Origin of the sequence: Thermorudis peleae (genome assembly GCF_000744775.1) — a bacterium.
GTDB lineage: Bacteria > Chloroflexota > Chloroflexia > Thermomicrobiales > Thermomicrobiaceae > Thermorudis > Thermorudis peleae.
Window position 1 is genome coordinate 599,675 of sequence record NZ_JQMP01000004.1, and the last position, 16,783, is coordinate 616,457.

General features: G+C 58.0%; 14 protein-coding genes. 13 read left to right on the forward strand and 1 reads right to left on the reverse strand.

What is annotated here, in order from left to right; genetic code table 11:
- Positions 1-174 precede the first annotated feature (174 nt).
- The 4 genes from N675_RS13880 to N675_RS12660 all read left to right on the forward strand — a co-directional run bounded on the left by N675_RS13880 (position 175) and on the right by N675_RS12660 (position 6,462).
- Positions 175-1,875 (forward strand): SH3 domain-containing protein, encoded by a 1,701-nt coding sequence (locus N675_RS13880; RefSeq protein WP_051914739.1) that lies wholly within the window; start codon positions 175-177, stop codon positions 1,873-1,875.
- Positions 1,876-2,019: 144 nt separating this feature from the next.
- On the forward strand, positions 2,020-3,033 hold the full coding sequence (locus N675_RS12650; protein WP_051914740.1) for a lysylphosphatidylglycerol synthase domain-containing protein: 1,014 nt from the start codon (positions 2,020-2,022) through the stop codon (positions 3,031-3,033).
- Between the two features lie 445 nt (positions 3,034-3,478).
- Positions 3,479-4,438, forward strand: a complete 960-nt coding sequence (locus N675_RS12655) for a phosphotransferase family protein (protein WP_197066304.1) — start codon at positions 3,479-3,481, stop codon at positions 4,436-4,438.
- Positions 4,438-6,462: a hypothetical protein gene (locus N675_RS12660; protein WP_038040410.1), complete on the forward strand. Its 2,025-nt coding sequence runs from the start codon at positions 4,438-4,440 to the stop codon at positions 6,460-6,462. The genes N675_RS12655 and N675_RS12660 overlap by 1 nt, the downstream gene beginning before the upstream one ends.
- On the opposite strand, the gene N675_RS12665 is transcribed toward N675_RS12660, so the two are convergent.
- The gene (locus N675_RS12665; RefSeq protein WP_038040411.1) at positions 6,459-6,881 is read right to left on the reverse strand and encodes a hypothetical protein; all 423 of its coding nucleotides are present in this window, start codon (positions 6,879-6,881) and stop codon (positions 6,459-6,461) included. The genes N675_RS12660 and N675_RS12665 overlap by 4 nt on opposite strands.
- A gap of 213 nt (positions 6,882-7,094) precedes the next feature.
- Between N675_RS12665 and N675_RS12670 the strand changes: the two genes are divergently transcribed.
- From N675_RS12670 to N675_RS12710, 9 genes are all read left to right on the forward strand, one after another.
- A complete protein-coding gene (locus N675_RS12670; RefSeq protein WP_038040413.1) occupies positions 7,095-7,385 on the forward strand; it encodes a hypothetical protein in 291 nt (96 codons plus the stop codon).
- Between the two features lie 80 nt (positions 7,386-7,465).
- The gene (locus N675_RS12675) at positions 7,466-8,002 is read left to right on the forward strand and encodes a cytochrome c3 family protein (RefSeq protein WP_051914741.1); all 537 of its coding nucleotides are present in this window, start codon (positions 7,466-7,468) and stop codon (positions 8,000-8,002) included.
- A 36-nt stretch (positions 8,003-8,038) separates the two neighbouring features.
- Entirely contained in the window at positions 8,039-10,288 is a 2,250-nt protein-coding gene (locus N675_RS12680) for a molybdopterin-containing oxidoreductase family protein (protein ID WP_038040416.1), read from the forward strand.
- 23 nt (positions 10,289-10,311) lie between these two features.
- Positions 10,312-11,061 carry a 4Fe-4S dicluster domain-containing protein gene (locus N675_RS12685; protein WP_051914742.1) on the forward strand — a complete coding sequence of 250 codons (750 nt, stop codon included), beginning with the start codon at positions 10,312-10,314 and terminating at the stop codon, positions 11,059-11,061.
- 6 nt (positions 11,062-11,067) lie between these two features.
- The gene (locus N675_RS12690; RefSeq protein WP_038040418.1) at positions 11,068-12,441 is read left to right on the forward strand and encodes a hypothetical protein; all 1,374 of its coding nucleotides are present in this window, start codon (positions 11,068-11,070) and stop codon (positions 12,439-12,441) included.
- Between the two features lie 30 nt (positions 12,442-12,471).
- Entirely contained in the window at positions 12,472-13,845 is a 1,374-nt protein-coding gene (gene nrfD / locus N675_RS12695; RefSeq protein ID WP_038040422.1) for an NrfD/PsrC family molybdoenzyme membrane anchor subunit, read from the forward strand.
- A gap of 33 nt (positions 13,846-13,878) precedes the next feature.
- Positions 13,879-14,415 (forward strand): DUF3341 domain-containing protein, encoded by a 537-nt coding sequence (locus N675_RS12700; protein ID WP_038040423.1) that lies wholly within the window; start codon positions 13,879-13,881, stop codon positions 14,413-14,415.
- A 28-nt stretch (positions 14,416-14,443) separates the two neighbouring features.
- A complete protein-coding gene (locus N675_RS12705) occupies positions 14,444-15,034 on the forward strand; it encodes a c-type cytochrome (protein WP_038040427.1) in 591 nt (196 codons plus the stop codon).
- A gap of 140 nt (positions 15,035-15,174) precedes the next feature.
- The gene (locus N675_RS12710) at positions 15,175-16,749 is read left to right on the forward strand and encodes a phytoene desaturase family protein (RefSeq protein WP_038040430.1); all 1,575 of its coding nucleotides are present in this window, start codon (positions 15,175-15,177) and stop codon (positions 16,747-16,749) included.
- The last annotated feature ends 34 nt before the right edge of the window (positions 16,750-16,783 follow it).

The window sequence follows — 16,783 nt, forward strand, 5'->3', positions numbered from 1 at the left end:
ACTCCGGCCAACATGAACAGGCTGCGTTCACCCGCATGGAATAGGCTTGACAGCACGGGTAGCTTCCTGCAAGATGTGCAATGAAAATACGGGGATAATCAGCACAAAGCCTTTCACCCTTGCATTCAGACCCGTGCAGCGCACTCTCGATATATGAAAACAGGGAAGGGAAAGATGGGGAATTGGCGGGTAGGGAGTATCGGGAGAATAGTCCTTACACTCGTACTTCTTGGAATCCTTCTCAGCAGTCTCTCGTTCGGCACAGCAGCAGCGACAACCGCAGTTGTTACCGGCACCAACGGCGATGGCCTACGATTACGTCAACAACCAAGCCTTGATGCGATGACGCTCACGGTTATGCCTGAAGGCGCAACGGTGACCGTGACCGGCTCACCCGTAACTGACAGCGATGGCCACCAGTGGCTGCCAGTACGCTACAACGGCCTCGACGGCTTTGCCATGAGCACATTTCTCAAGCCCGCAGGCGACAGCACTGCACAGCTTCAAGGACAAGCATTCCAGGTTGGCCAAGCGGTTGTCGTCACCCACACTGATGGTGACGGTGTGAACATCCGGCAAGGGCCAAGTTACCAGATGCCTGTTATCACCGCTGTCCCCGAAGGGACGGTCCTTAAGATCGCTGGCGAGGCCCAAACTGACACTGACGGGAACACTTGGTGGCCAGTGCAGTATAGTGGCGTAAAAGGCTGGGTGAATGGCCAATATCTGGCACCAACGAATCAGCCCTCAGCCGCTTCTGCGCTACCTAGCGCCTCAGGGGTGACATTTCGTGTCTATGCCCATCGGGAAGGGTTGATCGGCTCAACGACAGCCAATGGACATACGATCCAACCGACCGATATCTTCGTTGCGCTTCCCTGTGCCTGTGCACTCGCGAGCAACGGTGGTGGAGAATTCAAGGTGCTTATCACCTACAATGGCCGGGCGATTGTGGCGCCAGTGTGGGATGTCGGTCCGTGGAATGTTGATGACAACTACTGGGATCCGCCGACGGTTCGACGCTGGAAGGATCTGCCTCAAGGCGTGCCAGAAGCGATGGCAGCGTATTACCAGGGATACAACAACGGACAAGACGGCAGTGGACGTAAGGTTGCAAGTCCAGCTGGCATCGACATTTCTGATGCCGCGTTCTATGCCCTCGGGATGACGGATTCCGACTGGGTCACGGTTACCTTCCTCTGGGTTGGCCAGCCGGCTGATCTAAACCCTTCCCTACCCGCAGGGTATGACGCACCGACCGTTCAACCTGGGCAACGGCCACCCCTTGATCCTACGCCCCCCAAAGATGCACGGTACTATACCTTCTATGCACAAACTGGGCACAATGTGCCAGCCTTCTTCCAGGCCTTCTGGTCAGCGCACGGAGGGCTCGAAGCGTTCGGCTTACCCATGAGCGAAGTATTCCGCGAAGCACGAATCGATGGCACAACACGCATCGTCCAGTACTTCGAGCGCGCTATCTTCGTCTACAACCCGAGCGCACCAGCCGATCAGCGTGTCCAACTCGCGCCAATTGGCTACTATGCGACCGCGCCTGATCAAGCCTGGCTTCCAGTTGCTCCGTTCGCCAGCAACGCTGACCATGAATACAACTCACAAACCGGCCATTCGCTAAATTTCGGATTAAAACAGTATTGGCATGACCATGACGGCATGACAACCCTTGGCCCGCCGATTACGGAAGAATTTCGGGTTACCTTGCCGGACGGGCGGTGGTATATTGCGCAACTCTTTGTCTATGGTCGGCTCGAATGGTGGCCCGACCGAGCCGGCCAACCCGACGCAATCACCCGTGGACGATTGACCGTTGAGCTGTTACAGCAAGCTGGCTGGCTGAACCCTTCAGGTTCATAACGTGTAGGCAGCGACGACTGTGTTACAGTTGACATACGTGCAGGCGCGAGGCAGGGAGTGGCGGGCAGCGATGTCCGTATCGCTCACAGGGCATCAACCAGCAGCACGAGAAGGCGCCCAGTGTGAGCGCCGGGACGGCCTTGTGTGGTGAAGCGCTTCCTCATCTTTGGTGCGATTACCACGTCTTTCGCTGTCCTTGGCTTTATGGACTGGCGCTCGTTCGTGAATGCACTGATGGCTATTCCCGTCAGTGCTATTGGGCTTGTCTTCGGTATCCTCTTCGCCGTTGAACTTCTCAAAAGCCTTCGATGGGCACTATATCTGCGTGCAGCGCGACTCCCGATCTCAGTCCTGGATGCGGTGACGAGCTACCTTGCCGCCCAAACAGCATGTACTCTGCCTGGTGGCAGTGTCTTCAGTGCTCGCTTGGCCGAAGAGCACCATCCAGGCGTACGGATGCGCCAAGCTGCAGCTGGCCTCGTTATCCAGAGTCTGTGTGATTGGGTTGCCCTCGCGCTTGTTGCAGCGGGTGCCGTGCTCCTCACCCACCAGTGGCGCCTGCAGCTTGCTTTCCCAGCCTTGACACTTTGCGTATCGCTTGGGGCCATGGTGCTCTTACGGAGCGAAGCACTCGGCAAGTGGACCCTGCAGAGTCTCAGTCGGTGGCGGCTGACGCGCCGGTTCACGTCCGTTGAGGAAGATTTTCGCACCCACCTCGTCAGGATGCTTCGGCTCCCCGTTATTAGCAATGGGGTCTTACTCAGCATAGCGACTACCTTCCTTTCCATTACAGCGATTACGGTGCTTGCCAACGGCATGACTGCGCGTGGTTTGGCCTTTAGCGAAGGCATGTATGCCCATACCTTCAGCATGATGGCGCAAGCCGCGTTACCATCAGTTGGTGGCGTCTCTGCTGGGGACATCGGCTTAGCTGGAATGCTCCGTTACCTCGGCATGGGGTTCGGGCATGCGGCAATGGTATCGTTCACCTATCGCTCGCTGAGCACCCTCTTCCGAACGCTCACTGGAGTGGTGACACTCGTCTTCCGTTATCCACACTTGCTGGTCGGCACGGAGCATCCATCGCGGTGGCTTGGCCTGCGAGCAGTACTCCGTGGTCTGCCGAGTGGCTCACCCGCATCGGGCGGCGAGGATTAGCCGCAGCTGTGTGGTGCATCGTTCGTGGTAATGCTGCTTGCCATTCCCTCACCAACGGCTCGACAACGATGATGAACTGCGCAAGGTGGCGAGCAAGACGCTGAACCAACGTCTCGCTCAGTGGCTGATAGGGCCAGAGTTGAAAGAGATGGCCCCAACTTGGCGTCCATCGCTCAAGTTCGGTTTCTGGACCAAGCAGATCCTTAAGTTCCACGCTGTATTGATCCAGCCAGTCCAGGAGTTGCTCAACCAACTCTGGCCCAATCTCAAAATGAAAGCCAAGCTCAATCTGCCGTACTGCACCATTGAGCCAGACTTCATAGTGCAGCCGCGGATCGGTATAGTAGACCTTCACAAGGTGCGGCGCATGACGAACGTGGAATGTACTGAGCGCCGGTGGCAAGTGCTCGCGAAGAGCTGTGATCAGATCATGGAAGAATTCTCGATGCGTCAGCATCAGCCAAACTCCACCCAAGAGCATGATACGCCTGAACCACTGCTCCAGCGCTATCGGGCAGCCATCGCTGCTGCCTTTCCAGAGTTCGACACGCGCCCGATGCGCCTGCTTGGCCAGGGCTGGGACAACGACGCCGTCTGTGTTGATGAGCAACTCGTCTTCCGCTTCCCGCGGCGTGCTGATGTTGTCCCGCACGTGAAACGCGAACGGTGCCTTCTCGAGGTCATTGCCCCACGGCTTCCGCTCCCTATCCCGAAATTTAGCCACTATGGACACGTTCCAACGGTGTTCCCGTGGCCCTTTGCCGGGTATCCACTTCTTCCTGGTGTCCCGTTAGCCGAGATTGGATTCGACCGGCTTGATCTTGTAGCGGCGGGGAAAAGCCTTGGGCAGTTCTTGCACGCGCTCCACCAGACCCCAACAGACCTGCTCGCATCATGTGACCTGAGGGTTTACACACCGGCAGCATGGGTTGATCGGCACCTCGAGCTTCTTGCACATCTTCGTCCAGAGCTTCGTCGCTTTTTCGCTCCTGCGCTTGCAGATCGTCTCATTGATCATTGGCAACGGGTGTGGTCTGCTCAGCATGTTCAGGCATTTACCCCTTGCCTTATCCACAGCGACCTTAACCCCGACCATTTGCTGGTTGACCCACAGACAGGACAACTGACTGGCATTATTGACTTTAGTGACGCATGTCTTGCTGATCCGGCAACCGACTTCGCTGAACTTCCAGATCCCTTAGCCGCAATCGCTTTTGAACACTATGCATGCGCCGACAACCAGTTTTGGGAGCGTCGAGCAGTACTTCGCGCTATGGTCCCATTCCATGCCCTTGCGTTTGGACTCGAGACCGCCAATCAGCAGATCATCGCTGATGCGCTGGCCGCCTTACAGCAGCAGGTCGCTCAGCTCGACTGCGAGAACAGGACAAGCGGAGGGCACTGATGCGCAACCTGCTCGGTCGGCTTGTCACACGCACGAACGCGCAGCTGAGTGCCATCGCCGCCTTCTGGGACGTCGCGATCACGCATACTGATCCACATCGCGATGCAGGTCTGCTCTACCCTGTGCTCACGGATCCCTGGGCCCTGGCACTCGTCTGGGAACGTCTCCCCTCGGCTGCACGCCAGATACTCCAGATGGCAGCCGAGACGTTGACCCTGACCGAGACAGCATTACTGCACCTACCGGATGGTCCGACAGCGGTCAAAGAAGGCGTGCAAGCGCTGCTTCGTGCTGGGCTGCTCTTCGTTGAACGCGATGACAATCGCGTGGATCATGCCGAACGCACGACGCGCTATATGCTGCCGGCTGAAATTGCCCATCTTGTCAAGCGATTAGCCCAAGAGCGCGAGCAGCCGCTTACGCTGAACTCGTCTCTTGCAGAAGCGTTGGCGACGTTGACCGATGCCGAAGTGCTCGCCTTGGCCGAACGTCTTGGTATGCGGGTTTTGCCAGCAACAACAAGTCGGGAGGAAGCCCTCAGCTTTTGCCAAGCAGCATTAGCCGACCCAGCACATCGGACACAGCTTGCGCGGCGACGGAGCGGGACTGCGCAACGCCTTTGGGACTGGCTTGTTAGCCGCGGCGGCCTGGCCGCTCCCGCCGTTGCCCAGCATGCACTCGGGCTTCGACTCGGGCAATTGCGCACTGCTGTTCACGAACTCGCTGACTACGGGCTGCTATGGCGGAGTTATCGCCCAGACGGCGAACTCCGCTTACTCGTTCCGAAGGCTTTCCAACCCCAGGCCATCACAACTGCGACAGCGGCAACCCTTTCTCTAGGGCGGACTGATGTAGCGGCACTGACGATCCCGTTCACCTGGCCGGTTGCCTGGGACGTCATCGTTACGCTCCAGACGCTTGAGTGGGTTGGAGGCCGCTGGCAACCAACTGCTGCTCCCGCTGCGTTGCTCCAACGAGCCCTGCCACTTCTTTGGATCGTCGATCAGGCAATGACCCCAAGCGGCTACCTTGCTTGGCTCTGCCAGGTGTGCATGATGCTCGGGTTGCTCACGCCACAAGGCCAACTGGTGGAACCAGCATGGGAACGCTGGCGTCGACTCTCCTTTGCCGACCAAACCCGCCGTCTCCTCCAGGCGTGGATCCGAGCTACCACGGTACCGAGCGCGGGCGAGCCAGCCCAACGGCCAACAGCAATCCCGAGCTGGCCAGCATTGAAACGCGCCTTGCTCGCCACACTGCGTACCCTCCCGCCGCATTCCTGGCAGCCGTTTGACGATGTCGTGCACTGGTGTCTGCAGCAACTACCAGAGCATGCCCGGCTGAGTGCCCCGTTCCTTCCAGGAAGCGAAGAGCACCGCATAGCTCAGCGTGCCGTGCTTGCCTTGCTGCGTACGAGCGTGCGGTGGCTCGGCATTCTTGAGCATGGGCAAGCAAGCGATGGAACACCGGCGATTCAACTTGGCCACCGAGGATGCTGGCTTCTTGGCTTACAACCAAGCCTGCCAGCACAGGAAGAACAGGAGAAGACGGCATCGTTCGCTGCAGATGGTCGCTGCACGCTCAGCTTACCCCAACGTCCAGCCGCGCTGTACACCCTGCTCTGCCTGAGCGACATCATTCAGCGAGGACCACCGTTAATCGTGCACTTCTCGCGGAAGCGCTTGACAGAGGCATTGCAACATGGTTGGGATGCCAATCAGGCGATGGAAGCACTCCGACACGCTGTTGGGGGTGAGTTCCCCGAGACGGTTGCTAAGAACATCGCCCACTGGCTCGCAAGTCATCGACCGGCTCGGATCCAGCGAGCGTGCGTGATTACCTTTCCCGACCGTGACGCCCTTGCAGAGGCTGATGAGCGACTTCGGCGGGCAGGCTTGCAGACTGCACAGATTGAGGGACATCAACTCTGCGTATGGACCACTGAAGCAGGACAAGGGGCAACACTTCTCCGGCGCATCCAGGCCATTCTTCGTGCTGCAGGGCTCCAACCAAAGAGCGACTAGTGCTCGTCCTGCTCGTTCGCTCCACCAGATGGTCCAGCCTTGTCACTTGCCGCGTTCGCCGCACGCTCAGTCTGGACAAAGACAAGGGCGCGCAGAACCGCTTCTTCTGGCGTACGAGCGACAACATTTGCCAGGGGTCGCCCTGCTTCGTCAAAAGCGAGGCAGGCATATTCACCGCCAGCATAGTCAATGACAAACGTTTCGACTTCAGCAGCAAGAAGCTGAAGGAGCCGGCTCAGCCGTGGCAGAACGACGTCCTGTGGGGTACAAGCAACTGGCTCGGTACCAACAAGGCGGAGCCCGTTTGGTCCAACTAGCCAATCACCGGGCTCAGGCGCGAGCGTACGGGTGAGCCGACGCGCTACGCCCGAACAGAGGCGGATATAGCCTGACGATGGCGCTCCCGGCAAATCAGTCACAGCTCCTCCTTTCACCCCTCTGATGCTAGTAGAGCAAGATCCTTGGATCCAACCCTTGACAACAGACTGGTGGAGAGCGCATGCTACAGAGGGTTGTGAAGACGTTCACGGAAGGACGTCTTGACAGCCGAGAAACGGCGGCGCATGCTCTGTAGTGAGCGACCACGGCCGCCCTCAGGCAACGGCGTGGACGTGGTTTGAGGGGGATGACAGATGACGATCAAAGAGCTGACGACGGCGGACTGGCAGCACGTAAGCGCCGCCCTGACTGCGTTGTGGGTGCTGCTCACGCTCGTTGTCCTCTTCGCCGCATGCTTCATCGTGTCGTACGTGCTCATCCCATCACTTGTTTCAACGCGTGACCTGCCTCGTCGCGCAACGGCAGTCCGGCCAATCTTCCTGATCCTTGCTCTCCTCTTCGCAGCTGGAGCCATCGCAACTTTTGTCGTTTTCGTCACGCGTATTGGTTTCCTCTGGAATCTCTGGCCGGCAACCTGGTACTAACGGTGCGGAAAAGGCAAGGCGCTCGGTAATCGGGCGCCTTGTCAGTGGATGGATAGGGTTAGCAGAATGGAGCCTTGCGCATGGAGCGCTATTTTCGGCTCATCCTGTTCATCGCGATCCTGCTCATCCTGCTCTTAATTCCCGTCGGGCTTGTGCTGGCACGGTCATATTTCCTTGCGCCAGCCGCCCAGCCCGTGAAGGCCCAGCCAATTCAGTTCCCGCACTCGGTGCACGTTCAAGCGCTGGGCTTGCAATGCACGTACTGCCACCGCGATGTAACGCAGGATGCGCATGCCACGTTGCCAGCCCTGGAGCTGTGCATGGGCTGCCATAAGATCGTCCCAGCCGAGGGACGGCCAGAACTCCAGAAGCTGGTTAGCGCATTTACGAGCGGCCAGCCAGTTGACTGGAACCGCGTGCATCAATTGCCTGATCACGTGCACTTCGTGCATGCCGTTCACATTGCAGCTGGCTTCCAGTGCTCAACGTGCCACGGCGATGTCGGAGCAATGGGGAAGCCGGGTGACAAGCAGGTACGTGACCTTCGCATGGGCGACTGCATTGCTTGTCACAAGCAGAACGGCGCACGAACTGACTGTGCAGTGTGCCACTACTAGTTGAACACGTGCGGGAGGCAGAGCGTGGAGAAAGCCATGCGGCGGCGTGATTTCCTCAAGTTGGCTGCGGTGTCGAGCACGGGCGCGGTGCTCTTTACTGGATGCTCGCTCGGCACGATCGGCGATGGCGACCCCGCCCATGAGTTCAAACTGGAAAGTCCCGTCTATAACCCAAATGACTTGCGCTATGGGCGGGATAACTGGTATGCAACGGCGGCCCCTGCTTCGCTTGGCGGTGATGGGCTGATCGTCCGTGTCTTTGAAGGCCGCGCAAAGAAAGTCGATGGGAATCCTGACTTCCCGACAAACCGAGGCAAGAGTTCTGCAGTCATTCAGGCTCTGGTGACTGAGCTGTATCACCCAGACCGCGTCGCAAGCCCAGTCAAGCGCTCAGGAGATCGAGGGAGTGGCCAGTTCCAGCCGCTGAACTGGAATGATGCGCTCGCGCAAGTCGCGAATGCAATCAAGGCTGCACCACAGGCTACCTTACTCATTACCGAGCCTCTGAATGGCGCACTTGGAGCGGTCATTAACGCGTTCGTGAAAGCGACCGGGGTGCAGCTTGCTACCTTCGAGCCAGATGAGCGCATTGTCCTGCGTGAGGCAATGCGCCGGACGTTTGGCGTTGCAACGTTGCCAACGCTCGACCTTGCCAATGCCAACTTCCTGCTTGATTTCGGCGCTGATTTCCTGCATGGCTGGATTGCTCCTGTCCAATTTGCTCGGGCCTTTGGGCAGTTTCGCCAGGGACGATCGAATGCTCGCGGTCTCTTCTACTTCCTTGGCCCACGCATGGCTGCCACAGCAGCCAACGCTGACCGCTGGTACGCCATTAAGCCAGGGAGCGAGGGGCTGATCGCCCTGGCAATGGCCCAAGTGATACTCTCGGAGAATCTCGCTGACAGCACGGGAAGCAATGCCTTTCTACAGGCACTTGGTCTCACACGACAGCAACTTGACCAGAACTTCACTCCTGAGAAAGTCGCTGATGCGGCGGGAATCAGCGCGGATCAAATTCGCACGATCGCTCGGCTCTTTGCTCAGCGTAAGCCAAGTATCGCCATCGCTGGCACAACGGCTGCGGCGCACACGAATGGCCTGTTCAACCTCGTCGCCGTCTTTGCGTTGAACTATCTTGTCGGCAGCGTCAATACGCAGGGGGGAGTCATCTTGAATCCCCCTGTTCCGCTTGGTGATCAACTCCCGGCGCACCAGAACGGAACGCCGTACACCACGTGGGTGCAACTGAGCAATGCGATCAAGAGCGGACAAATCAAGACTGTCCTCATCCACCGCGTGAACCCGGTCTATCACTTGCCGCCAGCAAGTGGCTTTGCTGATGCGCTCCGTAACGCTGGCACGGTCATCAGTGTTGGCACAGTCTTCGACGACACCGCGCTCCTTGCGGATATCGTGCTGCCTGAGCACACCATCTTCGAAGAGTGGGACATTGTTGTTCCCGATCCCGGTCCAGGCTTTCCGGCGCTGACGCTGCGACAGCCGGTTGTGAATCCCTTCGTCGATAGCCGAGCGTTTGGTGATATTCTCATTCAGCTCGGAAAGCAGCTTGGCGCCAGCATGCCATGGGATAGCCAAGAAGCCGCCGTACGCGCACTGGCTGATACGCTCCGCCAGCGGGGCGGTGGCAACATTACCGCCAGCGATCCACGCGAGTACTTCATGATTATGCAAACGCAAGGAGGCTGGTGGAACGAACAACAGAAGGTCACCAGCACGCCTCAACCGAGCAAGGCTACAGCACCAGCGAATCCTGAGTTTGCAGGCGACAGCGGGCAATATCCATTCTATCTCTTGCCCTTCCCATCAGGTGTTGTGGGCTACGGGCAATGGAGTCACTTGCCGTGGGTTCAGGGCCTGCAAGACCAGATGTCAACGATCGCCTGGCAAACGTGGGTAGAGGTGAACCCCAAGACCGGGGAGCAACTTGGCATCGGAACTGGCGACATTATTCGGATTGAGACGCCTCAAGGAAGTATCGAGGTGCCGGTCTACATCAACCCTGCTGCGCCGCCTGATGTGCTTGCTGTGCCCCTTGGCCAAGGGCATACGGGCGGTGGACGCTATGCCAAGGGCTTTGGCGTGAACATCCTGAACGTCGTACAGCCAGCGACTGAGAAAGAGACAGGCGCACTCGCTTGGGCCGCGACACGTTGTCGTATCGCGAAGACTGGGCGGCGAGCGCGTATCTCCCAGTTTGAGGGTGCAGTGCCAGCCTTCCAGCTTGAGGAAGCACCGATCGTGCAACTCAAGCCGATGAAGGTGTAAGCAGAGCAGAAAGGGTTGTCGGCATGCCACGCTGGGGAATGGTCATAGACCTCGACCGGTGCATCGGCTGTGGTGCATGCGTTGTTGCATGCCAAGCAGAGAACAACATTCCGATTAACACAGCCGATGCCTACTTCCAGCGACGCGTCATCGAATGGATTCGGGTTGAGCGCTACTGGGAGGGTGAATACCCTGACATCCACGCATACCACATCCCTGTGCCTTGTCAGCAGTGCACCAATGCGCCATGCGAACCTGTCTGCCCGGTGTATGCAACGGTGCACAACTCTGAAGGGATTAACACGCAGATTTATAATCGGTGCATCGGCACGCGATACTGCTCGATTAACTGCCAATGGCACGTCCGGTTCTTCAACTTCTGGGAGCCCAAGTGGCCCGACTCGCTGAAACAGCAACTGAATCCTGATGTGACGGTGCGAAGTCGCGGCATTATGGAGAAGTGCAGCTTCTGCCTTCATCGCATTGAGAAGGCTGAGTGGAAGGCGCGCGTTGAAGGTCGGCCACTCAAGACCGATGAAGTGACGACTGCCTGCGCACAGGCGTGCCCAACAGACGCCATCGTGTTCGGCGATCTAGATGACCCCAATAGCAAGATCTCCCAGCTGCTTAAGTCAGCTGGTAAGGATCGAGGGTACCAACTGCTTGCCGACCTCAACACGGAGCCGAATGTCACATACCTGAAGCGGATTCAGGCTGGGGAGCCGGGTGAAGCAGATGTTGCTGAGCCGGCACTCGCGCAGGTGAAAGGGTAAGGCGCAATGGCAGCACACGAGCACGAGCTACAGCATACGTGGGAGCTGTCGCCGTCCGAAGTGCTGGAGGCTGGGCTGCGCTGGGTGCGGCGAATCGGTGCAGGACGGCGACAGTGGCCCCTCATCGCAGGCATCGTTGGGATCATTGGGCTGATTGCGCTTGTTGTCGGGCCGCTGCTTCACGGCTACGCAAACCGGCAAGCCTGGACCTATGTGGGGGTGGCATTTCTCTACTTGATGTCAACTGCAGCCGCCGCTCCGTGCGTCTCGACAGCGTTGCGTGTTGCGCGGAGCCATTGGCGCCGACCAATTAACCGCGCGTCAGAAATTTGGGCGATTACACTGATTATTCCACTGGTGCTCTTCCTGCTCTTGCTCGGGACATTACCAGGAACGAAGTATCGCCTTTCGATCTGGTTTGGTTGGCCGCTCTCTCCCTGGCTCTGGGATGGCTTGCTCGTCCTCGGTACTGTCATCTGCGGCTACCTGTTCCTGTGGTACAGCAGCATCCCAGATCTCGCGATCGTGCGTGATCAGCGAGACGGAGCTGCACGGGGATGGATCGCGCGGCTGGCACTGGGCTGGCGTGGCTCGCACCGAGAGTGGCGCACGTTTGAGAAATTTGTGAACAACATTGGCGTGCTCTATGTCTTCTTCTACGTTGCGACAATGACTGTACTCGCCAGCGACTTCATCATCGCGATGATTCCTGGATACTTTACGGCAATCTTCCCCGCCTACTTCACGATCACCTCGTTCGAAGCAGGCATTGCGCTCACAATCGTGACCATGGCAGCACTGCGACGTTGGGGTGGCGCGGAGGATTTCATTGGACTCGAGCAATTCTGGGCACTGGGCAAACTGCAGCTCGCGTTTGGCCTGCTCTGGTTCTACTTCTGGTGGTCGGAATTCATCATCTTCTGGTATGGGCGCACAGAGCGCGAGATTAATGTCCTGAACTACCTCGTCGCACAGGTTTATCGCTGGCCATTTATTCTCACATTCGTCCTCTGCTTCCTAGCTCCACTGCTCCTTTTGATGTGGAATCCAATTCGGCGGAGCATTAAGGGTCCAACGGTTGTGGCAATCCTCGTCTTAATTGGGAATCTGATCGACCGGATTCGGCTGGTCTCAGCTGGCTTCTCCGTGCCAAACATCACCGAGCGCGAACTGCACACACCACTGCCAGCGATGTATTTTCCGAATGTTATTGATCTTCTGATCTTGCTCGGTGCCGTTGCTGGTGCGTTGGCTCTGGTCTTGCTTGCACTGCGCGCACTGCCATTCCCATCAATCGCAGAAGTGACTGGCGGACTCTGGCTGCGACGCCATCTACCCTTTAAGCACACGCGAGTTATTACGATCGGCAAGCCGGAATAGGACGGCACGAGAGAGGCGGAGGAGACAGCCATGCTGGAGCGACGCGAGCTCAGCGAAGAGCAAATTACTCAAGAGCTCATGCGCCCGCTCGTGACCACAACCCCGTGGATGTGGGTTGGGTTTATTGGCCTCGGCGCAGTTCTGCTGGTCTTTCTGTTTGCCGTGAGCTGGATGATCTACTGGGGCCTTGGCGTGACCGGTCTGAACCGCCCGAATATGTGGGGGTTCATGATCGTCAACTTCGTGTTCTGGATCGGTATTAGCCATGCAGGCGTCATGATTTCCGCAATTCTGCGCCTAACCCAAGCTGAATGGCGCCGACCAGTCACCCGTGCTGCCGAAATCATGACGATCTTCAGTCTGATGACGGCGATGATTCACCCAGTCATTCACACGGGGCGTCCCTGGCGAACACTCTATTGGGTGTTCCCCTACGACTTCTGGCGCAATATTTGGCCCGACGTCCGTGGTCCGCTTGTCTGGGACCCAAGCGCGATTTTGACGTACCTGACGGGAAGCTCGCTGTTCCTCTACACGACCATTATCCCGGACATGGCCCTCGCTCGCGATCGCTCAACAGGATGGCGGCGGGTCTTCTACTCAATTCTGGCTCTCGGTTGGCGCGGGAATGAGCGCCAATGGAAGATGCAGACTATCGCCGGCTTCCTGCTGTCGGGCCTCATCCTACCAGTGTTCGTCTCCGTGCACAGCATCGTCTCCTGGGACTTCGCGGTTTCGCTTGTCCCAACCTGGCATACAACGATTTTTGCCCCCTACTTCGTTATCGGTGCCATTCACTCGGGTGTCTCGGCAGTTGTCACGTTGATGGCACTGATGCGCTGGCTCTTCCGCTTTGACAACTACATTCGGCTTGAACACTTCGATGCCATTGGTCGACTACTGATTGCTGTGGGCACTGGCTGGCTCTGGTTCTTCCTGCTCGATATCTTCTTCGCCATTTATCCCCAGGAAGAGCGTGAGTTCCAGATCATGGACTTCCGTATCTTCCACTGGCCATTCAACGTGCTTTTTGCCATGATCTTCATCTTCAGTTATTTCATTCCCGTGCCAATCTGGGTCTTCCAACGATTCCGCCGCAATGTCCGGATTATGTTCTGGACATCAATTGCGGTGAACGTCGGAATGTGGGCTGAGCGCTACTGGATTATCAAGCCAGGGCTAATGCGGAAGTACGAGTTCACGTTTGACTGGGGCTGGTATCGCCCAAGCATCGTTGAAGTGAGCATCGTTATGGGCACCTTCGCCCTCGTTGGGTTCCTGCTGCTCGTCTTTGCGAAGCTTGTGCCACCTGTGTCAGTCTGGGAAGAGAAAGAAGGGCGACGCTTTGTCCAGGCCTGGGAGGTCGGCAAGCGTCGGCTGTACGCGATTATTCGTGAGTTTTAAGCGGAGCGAGCTGGAGCGAGAGGGGTCGAGACGATGGCGATTAAGGAAGTACTCGGGCTCTATCCCGACCTCGACTCAGCCGTCGCGGCAACCGACGCGTTGCGCGAGGCCGGGTTTGAGCGCAGTGAGATTGAAGTCCTGTCCAATGCTCCCTTCCCGGAGGGAACCTTTGGCGAAGAGTCGGGAATTCATCGCCTCTTTATCTTCCCGCTCATCGGCGCGTGCTGTGGCTTCGCCGCAGGGTTACTGATCACCGGTGGCACGCAGCTTGCCTACCCACTCCTCACAGGCGGGAAGCCGCTCTTCTCCATTCCACCTATGGTCATCATCATGTATGAGGGCACGATGTTGGGCGCGTTGCTTTTCACCGTGCTTGGCGTGCTCTTCGAATCACGCTTGCCATGGATCGGCAAGGCCCTCTATGATCCGCGCATTACCGCTGGTTACATTGGCATCCTGGTGCGGACGGCACCAGAGCGGGTCTCCGCAGCAATTAACGCACTGCAGAAGGCAAAGCCCGAGGATATTTTGACTGAAGATGGCCGCGTTTCGCTGGCCTCCAGCTCGTAGCGTCGGCGCAGGCGGCGGAAGGGTAGCGATGATGCTGAAGGGGATCCGACAGGCAACGCGACGCTGGTGGCTTGGGTTCGCCCTGCTGAGCCTCGGGCTACTGGTTGCGGCAGCCTGCGACTCAACCAATACCTACCCCATCGACTTCTTCAGTGAGATGCACTATCAGAAGTCCTGGCGCTTCCAGGAACCACCCCGGCTTGATTCACCCGCAAGTGCGGTGCCGATCACGGGTGGCGAAATCGCGTACACACGTGATGAGGCCAAGAACTTGCAAAATCCGCTGGCCAACGACCCCAACGCGCGCAAGCTAGGCCAGCAGCTCTATCAAACGAATTGTGTCGCTTGCCACGGCCCACAGGGACAGGGCAATGGACCGCTGGCAGCTATTTGGAAAGCACGCCAGGGCGCTGTTCCCCCAGCAAATTTGACTGATCAAGCAGTGGCCAGCCTCACCGACGGCGAACTGTACTGGGTACTGACGAACGGCTATACGTCACCAAATAATCAAATCCAGTACCCAGGCGGACTCACTAACATGCCAGCCTTCGGCAAGCTACTTACTCCACAGGAGCGCTGGGCACTTGTGACGTACATCCGCCAGCTTGAAGGCAAGTAGTCCCCCGTTTAGTAGTCTTCCACTACCCCGCAGTGAACGTGCCGGCTGATTAGCCGGCACGTTCACTTTCAGCTCTTGCTTGCTTGCGCAACTTCCCGCATGATCCAGACAACAATGATCGATCACCATGGAGGGTGTGCATGAGTACCCACTACGATGCCATTATCATCGGCAGCGGACACAACGGCCTGATCGCCGCAGGCTACTTGGCACGTGCTCGCAAGCGCGTGCTCGTCCTTGAGCGACGGTCGGTCATCGGAGGCGCGACGGTAACCGAAGAGCACTTCCCAGGCTACCGGCTCTCTACCTGCTCCTATGTCTGCAGCTTGCTTCTCCCGGAAGTTGTGCGTGACCTCGAACTCACACGGTACGGCTATCAAGTCCGGCCTTTTGATCCACAATACTTCGTTCCCTTCCCCGATGGACGCTTCCTCATGGTGTTCCTTGATGAACGGAAGACGCAAGAAGAACTGCGCAAGTTCTCACGTCGTGACGCTGAGCGTTGGGATGACTACTGGGCAATGTGGAATAGGCTCATTGCGCGCGTTCGCCCTCTGTATCTCCGCCCAGCGCCAACGCTCGATGAACTTGCAGCGTGTTTTCGTGGGCCACAGGGTATGGAGGATTTTCGGACCCTCTTCTTCAGTAGCATCGCTGAGGTCCTTGATCGTTTCTTTGAATCTGAGGAGATCAAAGCACCACTGTGTACTGGCGGCGTGATTGGCGTCAACGCTGGGCCTTACAGCCCGGGCACAGCGTACGTGAAGTTCCATCACCTTCTCGGGCAGATTCACGGGCACCAGGGAGCATGGGGATTTGTCCGTGGAGGCATGGGCATGATTGCCGAAGCTGCAGCGCGCTCGGCAACCGCCCATGGCGCAACGATTCTGACCGATGCGCCGGTCGCCGAAATCGACGTCCACGATGGAGTCGCTCGTGGCGTCCGGCTTGAGGATGGACGGCGGTTTACGGCTGATGCCATTCTGTCGAATGCTGATCCACACCACACGTTCCTCAAGCTTGTTGACCGGCGCCACTTGCCATCGGATTTTGTCGAGGGTATCAGCCGACTCCGCACGAAAGGCTCGGTCGTCAAAGTCCTTCTCGGCCTGCGGGGACTGCCAAACTTCACGTGCTGCCCTGGAACAGCCGTCGGGCCACAACATACTGGCGGTATTGTGATTAACCCATCGGTCGATTACCTCGAGCGGGCCTGGGAGGATTGCAAGCATGGCCGGCCTTCGGCTGAACCGTTCATGGATTGTTACATCCAGAGTGCGACGGAAGAAGGTCTCGCACCGGCAGGACGCCATACCCTCTCACTCTACGTCCAATATGCGCCCTATGACTTGGCTGACGGCAACTGGGAGAGTCGGAAAGACGACATTGGTCAAACAATTCTGAAGACCTTTGCCCACTATGCGCCGAACCTCTGGGACATTCTCGAGCATGTGCGGGTGCTTGGGCCACGGGATATCGAAGCAACGATGGGCATCAGCGGCGGCAACATCTTCCATGGGGAGATCCTGCCTGACCAGATGTTTTGCTTCCGGCCAGTCCCGGGCTATAGCGGATATGAATCACCAGTGGAACGGCTCTACCTTTGCGGCTCAGGGGCATGGCCAGGCGGCGCCGTTTTTGGCGCGCCGGGGCGAAACTGCGCGCTGCAGGTTCTTGAAGACTTAGAGCGCCGCGCAAGCACACGGGCAGGGTAAGGCTACGCGGCGCTCTGGATGCGAAACGCCGACC